This is a genomic window from Rhizobium esperanzae, assembly GCF_002204185.1.
Taxonomy (GTDB): domain Bacteria; phylum Pseudomonadota; class Alphaproteobacteria; order Rhizobiales; family Rhizobiaceae; genus Rhizobium; species Rhizobium esperanzae.
The window spans coordinates 15,035-30,596 of sequence record NZ_MXPU01000019.1 but is presented as its reverse complement, the minus strand read 5'-3'; the positions used below and the strand labels follow the sequence as shown (position 1 = coordinate 30,596).

Annotated in this window: 14 protein-coding genes, 1 tRNA gene and 1 pseudogene; 6 read left to right on the top strand and 10 right to left on the bottom strand. The window is 60.7% G+C overall.

The window, feature by feature from the left end; translation table 11 throughout:
* From trmFO to B5E41_RS24175, 3 genes are all read right to left on the bottom strand, one after another.
* Entirely contained in the window at positions 1–1,434 is a 1,434-nt protein-coding gene (gene trmFO / locus B5E41_RS24185; RefSeq protein WP_088396383.1) for a methylenetetrahydrofolate--tRNA-(uracil(54)-C(5))-methyltransferase (FADH(2)-oxidizing) TrmFO, read from the bottom strand.
* A gap of 106 nt (positions 1,435–1,540) precedes the next feature.
* Positions 1,541–1,684, bottom strand: coding sequence for a DUF1127 domain-containing protein (locus B5E41_RS24180; protein ID WP_004678841.1), 144 nt, complete (start codon positions 1,682–1,684; stop codon positions 1,541–1,543).
* Between the two features lie 299 nt (positions 1,685–1,983).
* Positions 1,984–2,130 (bottom strand): DUF1127 domain-containing protein, encoded by a 147-nt coding sequence (locus B5E41_RS24175; protein ID WP_004678838.1) that lies wholly within the window; start codon positions 2,128–2,130, stop codon positions 1,984–1,986.
* A gap of 897 nt (positions 2,131–3,027) precedes the next feature.
* Here B5E41_RS24175 and B5E41_RS24170 point away from each other — a divergent pair.
* The 5 genes from B5E41_RS24170 to B5E41_RS24150 all read left to right on the top strand — a co-directional run bounded on the left by B5E41_RS24170 (position 3,028) and on the right by B5E41_RS24150 (position 7,191).
* Complete coding sequence (locus B5E41_RS24170) at positions 3,028–4,122, top strand: DUF2157 domain-containing protein (protein ID WP_088396382.1); 1,095 nt, start codon at positions 3,028–3,030, stop codon at positions 4,120–4,122.
* Positions 4,119–4,709 (top strand): GDYXXLXY domain-containing protein, encoded by a 591-nt coding sequence (locus B5E41_RS24165; RefSeq protein ID WP_088396381.1) that lies wholly within the window; start codon positions 4,119–4,121, stop codon positions 4,707–4,709. Before B5E41_RS24170 ends, B5E41_RS24165 begins: the two co-directional genes overlap by 4 nt.
* Positions 4,710–4,862: 153 nt before the next feature.
* Positions 4,863–4,947: transfer RNA gene (locus B5E41_RS24160), tRNA-Leu, on the top strand.
* Between the two features lie 182 nt (positions 4,948–5,129).
* Positions 5,130–6,614, top strand: coding sequence for a trigger factor (gene tig / locus B5E41_RS24155; protein ID WP_088396380.1), 1,485 nt, complete (start codon positions 5,130–5,132; stop codon positions 6,612–6,614).
* 154 nt (positions 6,615–6,768) lie between these two features.
* Positions 6,769–7,191 carry a nuclear transport factor 2 family protein gene (locus B5E41_RS24150; protein WP_088396379.1) on the top strand — a complete coding sequence of 141 codons (423 nt, stop codon included), beginning with the start codon at positions 6,769–6,771 and terminating at the stop codon, positions 7,189–7,191.
* Positions 7,192–7,254: 63 nt separating this feature from the next.
* Here the strand turns inward: B5E41_RS24150 and B5E41_RS24145 are convergent, their stop codons facing one another.
* From B5E41_RS24145 to map, 7 genes and pseudogenes are all read right to left on the bottom strand, one after another.
* The gene (locus tag B5E41_RS24145) at positions 7,255–9,024 is read right to left on the bottom strand and encodes a B12-binding domain-containing radical SAM protein (protein ID WP_088396378.1); all 1,770 of its coding nucleotides are present in this window, start codon (positions 9,022–9,024) and stop codon (positions 7,255–7,257) included.
* A gap of 159 nt (positions 9,025–9,183) precedes the next feature.
* Positions 9,184–9,987 carry an endonuclease/exonuclease/phosphatase family protein gene (locus B5E41_RS24140; RefSeq protein WP_088396377.1) on the bottom strand — a complete coding sequence of 268 codons (804 nt, stop codon included), beginning with the start codon at positions 9,985–9,987 and terminating at the stop codon, positions 9,184–9,186.
* A gap of 56 nt (positions 9,988–10,043) precedes the next feature.
* Complete coding sequence (sthA, locus tag B5E41_RS24135; protein ID WP_088396376.1) at positions 10,044–11,450, bottom strand: Si-specific NAD(P)(+) transhydrogenase; 1,407 nt, start codon at positions 11,448–11,450, stop codon at positions 10,044–10,046.
* A gap of 99 nt (positions 11,451–11,549) precedes the next feature.
* A pseudogene (locus B5E41_RS24130) lies at positions 11,550–11,699 on the bottom strand (JAB domain-containing protein); the annotation flags it as partial.
* 4 nt (positions 11,700–11,703) lie between these two features.
* On the bottom strand, positions 11,704–12,891 hold the full coding sequence (locus tag B5E41_RS24125) for an alpha-hydroxy acid oxidase (protein WP_088396374.1): 1,188 nt from the start codon (positions 12,889–12,891) through the stop codon (positions 11,704–11,706).
* Between the two features lie 51 nt (positions 12,892–12,942).
* Positions 12,943–13,758: a RadC family protein gene (gene radC, locus B5E41_RS24120; RefSeq protein ID WP_088396466.1), complete on the bottom strand. Its 816-nt coding sequence runs from the start codon at positions 13,756–13,758 to the stop codon at positions 12,943–12,945.
* A 7-nt stretch (positions 13,759–13,765) separates the two neighbouring features.
* The gene (gene map, locus B5E41_RS24115) at positions 13,766–14,602 is read right to left on the bottom strand and encodes a type I methionyl aminopeptidase (RefSeq protein ID WP_088396373.1); all 837 of its coding nucleotides are present in this window, start codon (positions 14,600–14,602) and stop codon (positions 13,766–13,768) included.
* A 237-nt stretch (positions 14,603–14,839) separates the two neighbouring features.
* Here map and B5E41_RS24110 point away from each other — a divergent pair, with 237 nt between their 5' ends.
* Complete coding sequence (locus tag B5E41_RS24110; protein WP_088396372.1) at positions 14,840–15,499, top strand: TetR/AcrR family transcriptional regulator; 660 nt, start codon at positions 14,840–14,842, stop codon at positions 15,497–15,499.
* Positions 15,500–15,562 lie beyond the last annotated feature (63 nt).

Below are 15,562 nucleotides of genomic sequence, written 5' to 3'. Positions count from 1 at the left end.
TTAGGCTCTTTCGGAAAAGGTCGGTGTCTGACCGAGCCAGGCGGCGCAGTCTGCAAGCGCGCGACCTGCGATCAACTGCCGTTTCATGATCGTTTTGTCCTTGCCGCGAAAGCGCTTGACGCCCTCGGGCTTGACGATCGAGCCCGGCTCAAGCTCGGGAAACAGCCCGAAATTGATGTTCATCGGCTGGAACGACCTCTTGCCCGGCTCCTCGTCGGTGACGATATGCCCGCCGGTGATGTGACCGAGTAGCGAGCCCAGCGCCGTCGTCGCCGGCGGCAGCGAGATTGCCTCACCCTTGCGTTCGGCGGCGGCGAAGCGCCCGGCCATCAGCCCGACGCTGGCGCTTTCCACATAACCCTCGCAGCCGGTGATCTGGCCGGCGAAGCGCAAGCCCGGCCGTGATTTCAGCGTCAGCGACGGATCGAGCAGGGTGGGGGAATTGATGTAGGTATTGCGGTGCAGGCCGCCGAGCCGGGCAAATTCGGCATTTTCCAGGCCGGGAATCATCCGAAAGATTTCCGCCTGCGCGCCATATTTCAGCTTCGTCTGGAAACCGACCATGTTGTAGAGGGTGCCGAGCGCATTGTCCTGCCGCAGTTGCACAACGGCATAGGCCTTGACGGTCGGGTTATGCGCGTTCGTCAAACCCATCGGCTTCATCGGCCCGTGGCGCAGCGTCTCGCGGCCGCGCTCGGCCATCACCTCGATAGGCAGGCAGCCGTCGAAATAGGGGGTGCCTTCCCATTCCTTGAAACCGACTGTGTCGCCTGCGATCAACGCGTCGACGAAGGCGTTGTACTGCGCCTCGTCCATCGGGCAGTTGATGTAGTCCTTGCCGGTGCCGCCGGGGCCGACCTTGTCGTAGCGTGACTGATACCAGCAGATATCCATGTCGATGCTCTCTCGGTAGACGATCGGCGCGATAGCGTCGAAGAATGCAAGCGAATCCTCGCCTGTCTCCGCCTGGATGGCGGCTGCGAGCGACGGCGCTGTCAGTGGTCCGGTGGCGACGACGGCGAGGTCCCAGTCGCGCGGCGGCAGGCCAGTAATTTCCTCGCGCACGACGGTGATCAGCGGGTGATCGTGGATTGCCTTGGTCACAGCTTCGGAAAAGCCGTCGCGATCGACGGCCAGCGCGCCGCCGGCCGGCACTTGATGGCGATCGGCGGCAGCCATGATGAGCGAGCCTGCCATGCGCATCTCCGCATGGATGACGCCGACGGCATTGCTGGTCGCATCGTCGGAGCGGAAGGAATTGGAGCAGACGAGTTCGGCGAGGCCGTCGGTCTTGTGCGCATCCGTGCCGCGCACGCCACGCATCTCATGCAGAATGACGGGAACGCCCGCACTGGCGATCTGCCACGCGGCTTCCGAACCGGCAAGCCCACCGCCGACGACGTGGATAGGGGAGTAGGAGGAGATCGTGTTCATGCCGGGCTGATATCATGTCGGCAGGTGCGATCCAACACCCCGGAATCAAAAACGGCGCCCCTGATGGCGCCGTCTTGAAGCATCGTGCCCGTTACCAGGTCCGCGATTAGCGGAACGAGCGGGATGCGATGTTGCGGATGTCGTAGCGGCTGACGCCGATATCGGACAGGGTCTGGTTCGACAGGCTGCCGAGTTCGTTGAGTGTACGGCGGTAGCTGAGCCAGCTCTTTGCAATGCGGATCGGGTTCATTGTCATCTTCCTCGAACAAATGTCCGCTGGACGGCGGGATCGCCTGTCTCTCTGCGGTTGATGTTTATATAGGCGAAAACCCTCTCATTGTGCAGTGCAAATAAAAGGCGTCTGCCATGCAAATGTGCAATATGATGCTTGAGAAATAAGCGGTGAACATTTTTTGAGCGGGCCAAGGAACCGGAAAGATCCTGCAACCGCGACGACCTGCAATCGCCGTAAACGAAAACGCCCGCTGCGGTACAGCGGGCGTTTTAAGCTTGGGCGGATCTGCTTGGGAGGAAGCAGAAACCTTTGAATTAACGCGAAGAAGCTTCGCGGGCGACGCGATGGATGTCCGAACGGTCGATGCCGAGGTCATGCAATTCGCGGTTGGTCATGCGGCCGAGTTCGGTGACCGTCTGACGATACTTGCGCCAGTTGTTGAAAGAGCGAGTGATGTTCATGTTAAGCCCCTTTCCGAGGGTTTGATCTGCCAGCAGCCACCCATCGGCGCTGACCTCTATTTGATGACCGGAATATATGTTGCGGTGCGAAGAAGGAAAACAGCCAAGTTTTCAGGTCACCTATGCGGCATATGCAATGCTTTACACAATCTTACCGCAGTCTGGCCAACGAATAGGCAATGTGACTTGAGGGAGTACTCGACCTTTGAAGCGGCGTGAGGTTGCGATGAGGAAATACCCCAGCCTCTGGCGGGTTATGCGCTGGACAGGCGGTTCGTCGCCGGTTCGACAAGCTGTCAGTCATTGCGAGGGCCCCGCAAAGCGGCGCGATCACGACGCGGCGCCGCGGCTTGAGGTGAAGAAAAATCCGGTCGACCTTGCTTTCCCGGTGGCACGGCGCAGCCCGCCCCGCATGTGCTAACGCCTTGAACTTTTGTATTATATTGTCATCAAATAAAACGCCCGCCGGGGGAGGATCCGGCGGGCGCATTATAGTGACTGGCAACTGGGAGGAGGAGTGTTGCCAGTCCATCGCAGCGCGCTTGGGAGGAGGAGTGCGCGGCTGCGAATCTCGTCACGGACAAACAATCCGCGGGCGTCCGGCCGTGCCGGGCCGGGGCGCCATCCCCGTGCTTCGATATCTCGGTAAATAGTATGACTAATTGATATTTTGCAGTGCGATAAACACATGATTGGTATGCGAAATACGCATACCTGTTCCTTCGTATGCTCATATTAGCGGTTTCGACGTTAGCGCCCGGTTAACATCTGACCCAAATTAGACCAATGAGGAATTCGCATATTTAGTCCCGAGGCGTTGCGAAGCCGCCTGCTGCGTCTATAAGTGTCAGAAGCCGCAGCGCCGGAGCTAGCGTCGCGGAACTGAGGGGTGCAAGCATGTATCGCGGCAGATTGGAGCGGGATCTCTCGCTCTGGGTGGGCAAGGGTCTGCTTGGAGAGGAAACGGCCGGCGCGCTTCTCGCCGAATATGACAGTCGTCCGGCCAGCTTCAGCCTCGGCCGGGTGCTGATGGCGCTGGCGGCGGTGCTGCTTGCGGCTGCCGTTCTGCTGGTCGTCGCCTCCAATTGGGAGGCCATTCCGCGCCTCGTTCGCGTCGGCGCCATCCTCGCTCTGATCTGGGCGGTGCATATTGCCGCCGCCCTGATGCTCGCCCGCGGTGCGGCAGCCGCCCCAAGCGGGCTGCTGGTCATCGGCGCGATGAGCTTCGGTGGCGCGATTTCGCTGGTCGGGCAGATGTATCATCTCTCCGGCGACGAGCAGACGGTGATGTATCTCTGGTTCGTGATTGCGACGATCTCGGCAATTCTGTTCCGTTCGGGCGCGGTCGTCGTCGTCGCGGGCTTTCTCTCCTGGGCGTCCTTCGCCGTCTATCTCGAGAACAACGACACGCACTGGATCGGATTTGATCCCTGGATGGCGCCGGTCATGGCGGCGATCACAGTCGCACTGGTGCGTTATACCGGTGCCGAGCGCGCCCGTCATCTCGCCTATCTGCTGCTTATCGGCTGGCTCGCTTGGCTCTACACTCTTTATGAGGAGGTCGCCGTGGCGCTCGCCTTCGCGATCGGCGGCATGGCGGTGTTCTCGCTGACGGCTTTGCCGCACCCCCGTATCGCTTCCCTCGTCAGGAGTGCCGGCGCAGCGCCGGCCTTCTACAGCTTTCTCGTCGCCGCGATCGGCTTGCTGCTGCTGCATATCGAGATCGAGCAAGGTTGGCGGCTGGTGGTGCTCGGGGTGGCGACGCTCGCCGCTGCCGTGCTGGCGATCGCTCTGCATGGCAGGGATAACGGCGCGGTGCGTTATCTCGCTTATACGACCTTTGCCGCGGAGATGCTCTATCTCGCCTCCGTCACCGTCGGCTCGATCCTCGGCACGTCGAGCCTCTTCCTGTTCTCCGGTCTCGTAGTGGCGCTCGTCGCCTGGATCGTCATCCGTCTCGAGCGACGCTTTTCACAGGAGGCACGCGCATGAGCTCGTTGATGGCTAGGCTGCAATCCGGCAAAAGATATCTCATTTCGGCCATCATCGTCGCCGGCTTGCAGACCATGATCCTTGGCACGATCATCCAGAGCCGCGCATCGATCCTCAGCAACGGCGCTGAAGTCCTGCTGAAAACGACGCCGGTCGATCCACGCGATTTCCTGCGGGGCGATTATGTCGTCTTGAATTACGACATTTCGACCGTGCCGGTGGAGACGGTCTCCGGCGGCATTTCCGCCGAACCCGGGGAACGCACGTTGTGGGTTCGGTTGAAGAAGCAGGCGGACGGTTTCTGGACGGTGAGCGAATCGTCCTTCCAGACGCTGTCGCCGCAGCCGGAGACGGTGATCCTGCGCAGCAGGCCTTTCTATAGCGGCGGGCTGGCCGCGGGCGATAGCATCCGGGTCGAATACGGCATCGAGCGCTATTACATTCCGGAAGGTCAGGGCAAACCGATCGAGGAAGCCCGCAACGATGGCAACGTCGCCATAGCGGTGCGAGTCTCGCCGGATGGACGCGCGCAGATTCGCAGCCTGCTCGTCGACGGCAAGCCGGTTTACGACGAACCGCTTTACTGATCTCCGGAGCCCTCGGGACAGGGCGGCTTTTGGGCCTTGAATAGCCTGTCATTGGACGTTCATTTTTCCTTTGCCTCGACCAAATCGGGTGATATAGAGACGCCGCGCTCCGGAAGGCCTCATGCGCAGGCATAGGCATGCGGTTCTGTGAACGCGGGTATGGTGAAATTGGTAGACACGCCAGATTTAGGTTCTGGTGCCGCAAGGCGTGGGAGTTCAAGTCTCTCTACCCGCACCAGGCTGTTTGCAGGGGGAGGCTAAGAAATTTTAGTCCCCCGATACCCGGAAGCGAATGCCGTTCCCCCTTGGGTGGAATGATGCAGGAATTGGGAAAAGCCACGCGCGGCACGCTGCCGGCGTCGTGCTCATAGAAACGAACGGCGTCTGGGCACGGCCGCCACGACATGAAGGTAGGAAGACATGCAGGTTATCGAAACGCTCGCTGAAGGGCTGAAGCGCGAAATCAAGGTCGTTATCCCGGCCAAGGACATGGAAGACAAGATGAATGAGCGTCTTGCCGATGTGAAGGACAAGGTCCGCATCAACGGCTTCCGTCCGGGCAAGGTCCCCGCTGCTCACCTGAAGAAGGTATACGGCAAGTCGATCATGGCCGATCTCGTCAACGAGATCGTCCGCGAACAGCCCGCCGCCATCCTGTCCAGCCGCGGCGAAAAGTCGGCCACGCAGCCGGAAATCGCGATGACCGAGGACAAGGACGAGGCCGACAAGATCCTCACCGCCCAGCAGGATTTTGAATTCACGCTCTCCTACGAAGTGCTGCCGCCGATCGAGCTGAAGTCCGTCAAGGGCATCAAAGTCACGCGCGAAGTCATCGACATCTCCGATGACGAAGTCAATGAGCAGGTCCTGAAGGTTGCCGAAAGCGCCCGTTCCTACGAGAGCAAGACCGGCAAGGCCGCCAACGGCGACCGCGTCACCATGGATTATGTCGGCAAGGTTGACGGCGAAGCCTTCGAAGGCGGCACCGATCAGGGTGCCGAACTGGTGATCGGCTCCGGCCGCTTCATCCCGGGCTTCGAAGACCAACTCGTCGGGGTCAAGGCCGGCGAAGAGAAGACCATCACCGTGACCTTCCCGGCCGACTATCCGGCCAAGAACCTCGCCGGCAAGGAAGCGACCTTCGACATCACGGTCAAGGATGTCGCAGCCCCCGGCGCTGTCGAAATCAACGACGAACTCGCCTCCAAGCTCGGCATCGAATCCGCCGATCGCCTGAAGGAGATCGTCCGCGGCCAGATCGAATCGCAGTACGGTTCGCTGACCCGCCAGAAGCTGAAGCGCCAGATCCTCGACCAGCTCGACGAGATGTACAAGTTCGACACTCCGTCTTCGCTCGTCGATGCCGAATATAACGGCATCTGGAGCCAGGTGAACAACGACCTCGCCCAGTCCGGCAAGACCTTCGAGGACGAAGACACGACCGAAGAGAAGGCCCGTGAGGAATACAAGACGCTTGCCGAGCGTCGCGTCCGCCTCGGCCTCGTCCTCTCCGAAATCGGTGAAAAGGCCGGCGTCGAAGTCACCGAAGACGAGATGCAGCGCGCCATCTACGACCAGCTGCGCCAGTATCCCGGCCAGGAAAAGCAGATCCTCGAATTCTTCCGCAGCCAGCCGGGTGCCGCCGCTTCGATCCGCGCACCGATCTTCGAAGAGAAGGTCATCGATCACCTGCTGACCGAAATCGATGTCACCGACAAGAAGGTGACGAAGGAAGAGCTGCTCGCCGAGGAAGAAGGTGAAGCCAAGGCCGAGACCAAGAAGGCCGCTCCGAAGAAGAAGGCTGCCGCCAAGACCGAAGCCGCCGAGGCTGGCGAAGGCGAGGAAGCCGCTCCGAAAAAGAAGGCTGCTCCGAAGAAGAAGGCTTCCGAGGACAGCGCCGAATAATCGTTTCCCGGTTCTGAAGTTTGGAAGGCCCCGCCATCGTGCGGGGCCTTTTCTTTTTAGGCTGTCTGGCCTTTCATGGTTTATCCGCAGCAACAAAGAGTTGAAATGAAGTATAATTCGATGCAGATTTGTTTTTGGTGGGAGGGACCTGAAAATAACTGCAAAACACGACATGAAGAAAGTGGTGGAGGAAATCTATGCTGTGCGCGACCGAGGCGATATCGAGGGCACGCTGGCGCTGATCGGAGAGGATTGCACTTTCCGAATGGCTGGCAATACACGGCTGGCGCCTTTTTCGACTGAATTGGGTGGCCATGCCTTTCGCCAGGTGATAGCGCAGCTCATCACTGCTTGGGATCTGTCGAAGATCAGTACGGCCTGCATCCATGTGGACGAGGATGAGCAGGTCGTCTTCGCCCACCGCGAAGGGGAGGTCACACATATCCCGTCAGGCGTGAGCTTCCATACGGAATTCGTCGACAAGATCCATTTCAGGGACGGGAAACCGGTCAAGATTGTCGAATTTGTCGACACGCTACAGGTGGCCGAGACAACGCGGATAATCCAGGTCGCTTAAGCTGCCACCAGAGCGCCTCGCATCAACCTTGTTCAAGCGAGGCGCTTGAGCGGGAACTGTGGCTCAATGCCGTGTCAGCTCCGCGACTTTCCGGACATGGCTGACGGCCGCGGCTCCACCGGCGGTTTTGGTGAAGAGGCTGAGAGTCTCTTCCTCATCGTCCGCGACGGGTGTCAGAGCCTGATCCATATAGCTCTTCGACTTCGCATCCCGCGAAATCAGGAATGCCGAAATCGTCAGGCCGATAATTGTGCCGGCGAGAGACACATGTTTGCTCAAAGTTTCCCAGGCAAAGCGCGGCCAGAAGACCAGCGGATTTTCGCGCGGCAGTTCCGGACGCCGCTCCGACGGCGTCTTCAGGCGAAAGAGGCCGCTCTGCAGCGGATGCACGTTTTCCAGCGGCACGGTGGTTGCGAAGGAGACGAGAACCTTGACGAGCCTTGCCAGCGGCACCCCAGTTGCCACGGCCCGGCGCAGCAGCGTCTTCATATGATGAGGCGAATAATAGAGCGACCAGGCCTCATGGTAGATGTCTTCCCATTGCTGCTTGCTCATCTTGGGATGGGCAGTGCAGACATGCTCGACATCGTAGATGTTGAGATCGCCGTCCATCTCGACACCCTTCTTCCACAGAACCTGATGGTCCTCGGAACCGGGCAGCGGCGTCAGGATGAAGAATTCGATCACGTCGAGCGGCAGCTCTTCCTGGATGATCGCGACGTCGCGGCGGATCGATTCCGGCGTATCGGCAGGAAAGCCCAGAATATAGCCGGCGAGCGTCATGATGCCTTGCGCCTTCCAGGCGAGCAGCATCTTGCGATATTCGGTGATCTTGTTCTGGTTCTTTTTGGCGGCGGTCAGATTGTCCGGATTGACGTTTTCGAGGCCGATGAACACGCGGGTGACGCCGGCGCGCCGGGATTTCTCGATGAAGCTCGGGATCTTGTGGCAGAGCGTGTCGACCTGGATCATCAGGCCGAGCGGAATGCCGTCGCGCTCCTTGAGCTCGATCAGCCGATCGAAGATCGCCTCCCAATCCTTGTTGCGGGCGAAATTATCGTCGGTGATGAAGAATTTGTGGATGCCCTGCGCCCAATTCATCCGCACCAGCTTCTCGACATCGTCGGCCGAGCGGAAGCGCGACTTGCGCCCCTGCACGTTGATAATGGTGCAGAACGAGCACTGGTAGGGACAGCCGCGTCCGGCATCGAAGCTGGTGCTGAGGCCGAGTGTGCGCTGGATATTGTCCTTCGGCAGGAACGGAACCGGCGTGCCGCCGATGCCGGGAAGGTCGTTCATGAAATTATAGAGGGGCTTCAGCTCGCCGGCGGCAGCATCGCGCAGCACCATGTCCAGCCGCCCCTCGGCCTCGCCGGCGAACATCGAGATGCCCATCTCGCGGCAGGCATCGAGCCCGACCGCCGTGCCGTCGAGCATCGACAGGCAGCCGGACACATGAAAGCCGCCCATCGAGACCGGCAGGCCGGCATTGCGGAAGGGGCGGGCGACGTCGAGGGCGCGCGGATATTGGTTGGACTGGACGCCGACCAGTGCGACCATGCCGAAATTGCCGTGGCGCCTGAACTGGGCGAGCAGCCCGGCAAAATCGATTCGCGTATTGGTTTCATCGATTACGGTAATGTCGATCGCGGTATCCGGCCCGAGGACCTTGCGCTCGGCGCATTCGGCAGCGATGCCGTAAAGGGCCGCGAGCGAATTGGAGGGGATCATCGCCCGCCACCAGCGGATGACGTAGCCGTCATCGTCATAATGCGACGGCTTGATCAGGATGAGCTGAAAACGTCTGCGCACGGATTCCGAAGCATGGGGCAAGAGTATCTATCTTTCTTTAGAAACGTCTGCCCGGAGGCAAAATGGAGGTGAAGGCACAAATCAGGCACGGCGTATCAATGCGATTTATCGGGGTTCAAACTAAGGCGTAAAAACAGGAAACTGCGCGCAGAAGTTTCGTACAGCGCATCCCTCAATATACTACGCGATATCGAGCAGCAATGCGCGATGGTCGGAGACCTCGGGCGCCTCGACCACGTCGAACCTGGCAACCTCTACGCCAGGCGTAATCAGCATGTAGTCCGCGAAGCGGCCCTGCTTCAGATAGTGGGAGGTTCGCGTGTCGACAAGGCCGCTTCCGGTGACGAGATCGGAAAGGCCAAGCCGGGCAAGGACCCGAAAGGTCGCGCTGTCGGGCAGCACATTGAAATCGCCGCAGACCACGAGCCCTTCGTCGCCGGGCCAGATCCGCCCGATGAGGCCGGCCAACGCCAGAGCCTGCTGTTGGCGCTGCGCCGTATCGCCCTTGCCGGCGGGATCGCGCAGGCCATGCATATGGGCGATCGTCACGGCGCGGCCGTGCGCGCTGCTGAAGAGGCGGATGCAATGGGCGTTGCGCGGTCTGGGATGCTCACCCCAGCCATCGGCGGAAAAACTGCCATGCACGAAGTCCAGCGCCTGGGCGATAACGGAATGTGATTTGCGGACGAGGGTCGCCAGCCCGAAATCCGCGACAATAGCGGCGTCGCCATCGAAAAGTTCACCTCGCGATGCCGGGCAGAAGAAGGCGTCGTGGCCGGGCAGGGCGGCGCTGATCTCCTGAAACAGATTGGCACGCTGCGGCAGTTCCAGCCCGGCATCCCGGTATATCGACCATCCGCTATCCGCATTCCGCGCCCGCAGCACCTCCTGCAGGCACAGCACGTCAGGGTCGGCCTGCTTGACATAGGCGATCAGGGCCTCGTGAAGCCTGCCGCCCCATGCATTCAGCGAAATGATGCGCAAGCTCTCGGCTCCGTCTTAGCTGGCGGAATCAGATGGTGGCGCTGCCATCGGGGTTTTCACAGTTCCGATTTGATGTCGCCCATCCGGTTCCAGGCGTCGAGGCCGGCGATCTTGTAGGCTTCGGCGAGCGTTGGATAGTTGAAGGTGTTTTCGACGAAATACTCGACCGTGCCTTTGAGATTGAGCACCGCCTGGCCGATATGCACCAGCTCGGTGGCGCCTTCGCCGACGATATGCACCCCGAGCAGGCGGCGTGTCTTCAGCGAGAAGATCAACTTCAGAAGCCCGGTGTCGAGGCCCATGATGTGGCCGCGCGAGGTTTCGCGGAAGCGGGCAATGCCGCATTCATAGGCAATGCCGCGCTCCTTCATTTCCTCTTCGGTCAGACCGCAGGTCGAGATCTCCGGCACCGCATAGATGCCGTAGGGGAAATATTTCTGCGGCTCCTTGGCGACCGCGCCGATCGCCACGCGCGCGGCGATGCGGCCCTGTTCCATTGAGGTCGAGGCAAGGCTTGGAAAGCCGACCACGTCGCCGGCGGCGTAGATGTTGGCAACCGATGTCTGGAAGGTCTCCGGATTGACCTTGAGACGGCCACGGCTGTCGGCCTCCAGTCCGATGGCCGGAAGGTTCAGCGCGTCGGTCGCTCCCATGCGTCCGGCGGCAAAGAGCACCATGTCGGTCACAAGATGGCGGCCGTTGTCGAGCGTCAGCTGAACCTTGCCGCTATCCAGCCGCTCGACCTTATCGGCCTTCGTGCCGAGCAGCAGCTTCATATTGCGGTCGCGCAGCTGATAGGTGAAATCCTCTACGATTTCCTTGTCGATAAAGTCGAGCATCGTCGACTTTGGATCGATCACGGTCACGGCAGTATCAAGCGCCGAGAAGATCGTCGCATATTCGATGCCGATAACGCCGGCGCCGATGACAACCATGGTGCGCGGCAGTTCTTCGATGTCAAGCAATTCATCGCTGTCGAGCACGGTCCTGCCATCGAATGGCATATAGTCCGGCCGGAAAGGCTTCGTGCCTACCGCAAGCAGAATGCTGGCGCCGCTCACCGTCAGCGCTTCGCCGTCATCCTTGATGACCTGCAAGGTGGTGGAATCGACGAAACTCGCCTTGCCGCGCATGTGGTGGACACGGTTGCGGGCGAACTGATGCTCGAGCACTTCGACTTCATGGTTGAGCGTAATCAGCAGGCGGCGACGCAGGTCTTCCGCACTGATCTCCTGCTTGACGCGGTAGGATCGCCCGTAGAAGCCGCGCTCGCGCCAGCCAGAGAGATTGAGCGCGGTCTCGCGCAGCGTCTTCGAAGGGATTGTGCCGGTATGGACGGACACGCCGCCGACGCGCTTGCCCTGTTCGATGACAAGCACTTTCTTGCCGAGTTTCGCAGCCTGGATCGCGCCGCGGCGCCCTGCGGGACCGCTACCCACCACAACGAGATCGTACTGAAACATCCTCTAGCCTCGGATTGGAAATGGAATCATTTTGCGACAAAAATGTCGCTCCTCTATCGGTAGCCGGTCAATGTTACAGATTGTTTTACGGCTCCCGATTCAGCCGGACTGTGTCTTTCTGATCAGCTTCGGCCCTTTCAGGCTGACATAGCCGTCCTTGCCGATGATGATGGGGTCGTGGACAGTGATATCAAGTGCCTTCGCCGCGTCGATGATCACCTTCGTCATATCGATGTCAGCGCGCGACGGTTGTTCATGCGCGAGTGATGTAGTCCGCGGAAATATCGCTCACCCCAGTGACCCCGAGCAGCGCCATATTGCTATGCAGTTCCGTCTTCAGGATATCCGCTGCTCTCAGCACGCCCGGTAGCCCCGCGACGGCTGCAGCATAAAGGAATGGCCTGCCCACGAACACGAAACAGGCGCCAAGCGCGAGGGCCTTCATGATATCCGTTCCACGCCGGATACCGCCGTCGATCATGACGGCAATGCTGTCTCCAACACGTGCGGCAATCTCCGGAAGGACCTGAAGGGGAGATGCGGTGCCGTCGAGCTGACGACCGCCATGATTGGAGACGATCACCCCATCCGCCCCGGTATCTGCAGCCCGTGCCGCGTCGTCAGGGTGCATGATCCCCTTGACCACGAGCTTGCCGGACCACCGCTTGCGTATCCGCTCCAGATGGCTCCAGTTGAGATGGTCACGCTTCCCGAAATCGCGCGTGACGTTCGAGGAGATGATCGGCGCGCCTCTTGTGGCGTAGGAATTTTCAAAATGCGGAATGCCGTGCCGAACGATCGTGCGCAGGAATGTGCCGGTGGTCCAGCGAGGATGCGAGATGCCCTGCCATGCCAGGCGGAGCCCGGGACGCAAAGGCGTCGAAAACCCCGCCCTTACATTGTTTTCGCGATTGGGCAGCGTGGCTGTATCCACGGTCAGCAGAAGGGTAGCGATGCCGGCCGCAGCGACCCGATCGATGAGAGCGTCGATACGGTCGGGTTCTCCGGGAAGATAGGCCTGAAACCATGCCTGCGGCGAAACTGCGACGATCTCCTCCAGCGGGATGAGCGATGAACCGCTGATGATCATCGGGATCCCCGATTGGTCGGCTCCTTGCGCGAGCACGATGTCGCCGCGATAGGCCATCAGCGCGCTGATCCCCATCGGCGCGATGCCGAATGGTGCGGCATGGGTCTTGCCGAAGAGGCTTGTCTCGGTGCTGCGCCTCGAGACGTCCCGAAGTACACGAGGCCGAAAGGCATAGGCCTGGAAGGCCTCTGCGTTATGCCGCAGCGACGCATTGGTCTCGGTCGCGCCGGCGATATAACCGAACAGAGGCTTCGGCAGATGTCGCCGCGCCCTCATTTCAAAGTCATCGAGGCAGAGCGCATCGCGGCAGAGCCGGGTCGATCGATCAGTGTTACCGCTGGAGATCGTCATGAAGCTTTATCTTCTCGGTATTTCGGGCGGGTATTATTCAGCGTAGCGGGATTAGATCAACTTCAGGCCCTTCAGGCTGACATGGCCGTCCTTGCCGATGATGATGTGGTCATGGACGGTGATGTCGAGCGCCTTGGCTGCCTCGATGATCACCTTCGTCATGTCGATGTCGGCGCGCGAGGGCGTCGGGTCGCCGGAGGGATGATTGTGCACGAGGATGATCGCCGTTGCCGAAAGCTCAAGCGCGCGTTTGACTACCTCGCGGGGATAGACCGGCGTATGGTCGACCGTGCCGCGGCCCTGCACCTCGTCGGCGATCAGCACGTTGCGCTTGTCGAGGAAGAGGATGCGGAATTGTTCTCGTGTTTCATGTGCCATCGCGGCGTGGCAGTACTGGATGACCGAGGACCAGGAGGAGAGAACCTGCTTGCTTCTGATCTCGCTCTTCAGTGTCCGGTGCGCGACGGTGGCGATCAGTTTCAGGTCGAGGGCGACATTCTCGCCGACGCCCTTCACCTCCGTCAGCAGCGCCGCCGGCGCGCCAAAGACGCCGGCGAGAGAGCCGAATCGTTCGATGAGCGCCTTGGCGATGGGCTTGGTGTCGCGTCGCGGGATCAGCCGGAAGAGCAAGAGCTCGAGGATTTCGTAATCGGCAAGCGCGGTATCGCCCAATTCGCGGAAGCGGTCACGCAGCCGCTCACGATGACCGTGATAATGTTCCGGCCCGGAGAGCGAGGCGGGCAGGGCGGTCGGCGCGGATGGTTTTTGCGGCCGGCCGCCGAAGAACGAGCGTTCGTCGACAACAGGCTCTTCGGTCTCGAAAGGCAGCTTGTCGTCGGAAGATGTCGCAACAGGCCGCTTTGCCATCAGATCGTCACCTGGCAAGCGACGGCAGTCCCGGCCGGTCGAGGCCACCCGGTGACAGCGTGAAGATTTCGCAGCCGTCGGCGGTGACGCCGACCGTATGTTCGTATTGCGCCGAAAGCGAGCGGTCGCGGGTCACCGCCGTCCAGCCGTCGGCCAGCACCTTCACATGCGGCCGGCCGAGATTGATCATCGGTTCGATGGTGAAGATCATGCCCTCGCGCAGCTCCGGCCCTTCATTGGCGCGGCCATAATGCAGGATGTTCGGCGAATCGTGAAACAGCCGGCCGACGCCATGGCCGCAGAAATCGCGCACCACCGAACAGCGCTCGGCCTCCGCATAGGCCTGGATCGCCTCGCCGATCGCGCCGGTGCGGGCACCGGGCCTGACGGCTGATATGCCGCGCATCAGGGATTCATAGGTGACCTCGAGCAGCCGCTCGGCGGCGCGCTTGATCGTGCCGACCGGATACATCCGGCTCGAATCGCCATGCCAGCCGTCGAGCACGAAGGTAACGTCGATATTGACGATATCGCCCTCGCGCAGCGGCTTGTCGTTTGGAATGCCGTGGCAGACGACGTGATTGATCGAGGTGCAGGTGGATTTGGTATAGCCGCGATAATTCAGTGTCGCCGGATACGCGCCGTGGTCCATGCCGAAATCGAATACGAATCGGTCGATCTCGTCGGTAAGCAGGCCGGGCCTGACGATATCGGCAAGCGCATCGAGGCAGCGCGCAGTCAGCTGGCACGCCCTGCGCATGCCTTCGAACGCCTGCTCATCGTAAAGCCGGATGGCGCCCGTATTCTTCGGCGGCGCGGAGGAGGCTTCGATATAATTCACCATTGCAGGGCCTTAGCGGAGATTGTTAGATTTGTTCATAATGCAGCTATGCCGGGTTCGTCCATCGCGATCAACCGTCGGGACGAGATTTCTGAAAGGATTCACGCCGTCTTCCGCGCCCATCCGACGCCGGATTCTGAGTGCTGGAAGAAATATCCACAATCTTCCCAAGAGGATAGGATTGATCGGATAAGGTCTCCCCGCTACTCACCGATTGGTGACAGCGGGGAAGGGTCGGTCATGCTGAGTGAAGCTGAAAATCTTGATAATTCGCCCGGGGTTGGTGCGGAGCCCGAGCGGCGCGTGCGCGATCGCGGCGCCACCGAGCGCGCCATCCTTGCCGCCGCCAAGAGCCTGCTGGTGCAGGAGGGCTTCCAGAATTTCGGCATCAATGCGGTCGCCCGCCGCGCCGGCTGCGACAAGCAGTTGATCTACCGCTACTATGGCGGCCTTGACGGTTTGGTCGAGGCGATCGGCGCGGATCTCGGCACATGGGTGAGGGATCGCATTCCGGAAGATGCCGGCGGCATGTTCATGCTCACCTACGGCGATCTGATGGAGCGGCTGGCGCTTCTGCTGCTCGACGCCTTGAGAAATGATCCGCTGATGCGCCGCATCCTCGCCTGGGAAGTATCGGAAAATACCGAGCAGGTGAGGCGGCTGTCCGAGGCCCGTTCGAAGGCTCTTGCCCTTTGGCTGGATCGCATGCGCGGTTCACTGGCGCCGCCGAAGGGCGTGGATGCGGCAGCCGTCAATGCCGTCGTGATCGCGGCGATCCAGCACCTGGTGCTTTCCGGCGCAGCCGGCGGCCAGTGCGCCGGCCTATCGCTGAAGACGTCGAAGGACTGGGAGAAGGCGGCGACGGCACTGAAGCGTCTCGTGCGCGGCGTCTACGGCTGACACTCTTTCATCCACAGGGAGGAGGCGCGGCGTTAACCTTAACGAATGGTTTACGTTGCGTGG

Bases quoted from the DNA above. Each gene is read 5' to 3' on its own strand.
- trmFO (WP_088396383.1), bottom strand. From the start codon at position 1,434: ATGAACACGATCTCCTCCTACTCCCCTATCCACGTCGTCGGCGGTGGG.
- B5E41_RS24180 (WP_004678841.1), bottom strand. From the start codon at position 1,684: ATGAACCCGATCCGCATTGCAAAGAGCTGGCTCAGCTACCGCCGTACA.
- B5E41_RS24175 (WP_004678838.1), bottom strand. From the start codon at position 2,130: ATGAACATCACTCGCTCTTTCAACAACTGGCGCAAGTATCGTCAGACG.
- B5E41_RS24170 (WP_088396382.1), top strand. From the start codon at position 3,028: ATGTATCGCGGCAGATTGGAGCGGGATCTCTCGCTCTGGGTGGGCAAG.
- B5E41_RS24165 (WP_088396381.1), top strand. From the start codon at position 4,119: ATGAGCTCGTTGATGGCTAGGCTGCAATCCGGCAAAAGATATCTCATT.
- tig (WP_088396380.1), top strand. From the start codon at position 5,130: ATGCAGGTTATCGAAACGCTCGCTGAAGGGCTGAAGCGCGAAATCAAG.
- sthA (WP_088396376.1), bottom strand. From the start codon at position 11,450: ATGTTTCAGTACGATCTCGTTGTGGTGGGTAGCGGTCCCGCAGGGCGC.
- B5E41_RS24125 (WP_088396374.1), bottom strand. From the start codon at position 12,891: ATGACGATCTCCAGCGGTAACACTGATCGATCGACCCGGCTCTGCCGC.
- radC (WP_088396466.1), bottom strand. From the start codon at position 13,758: ATGGCAAAGCGGCCTGTTGCGACATCTTCCGACGACAAGCTGCCTTTC.
- map (WP_088396373.1), bottom strand. From the start codon at position 14,602: ATGGTGAATTATATCGAAGCCTCCTCCGCGCCGCCGAAGAATACGGGC.
- B5E41_RS24110 (WP_088396372.1), top strand. From the start codon at position 14,840: ATGCTGAGTGAAGCTGAAAATCTTGATAATTCGCCCGGGGTTGGTGCG.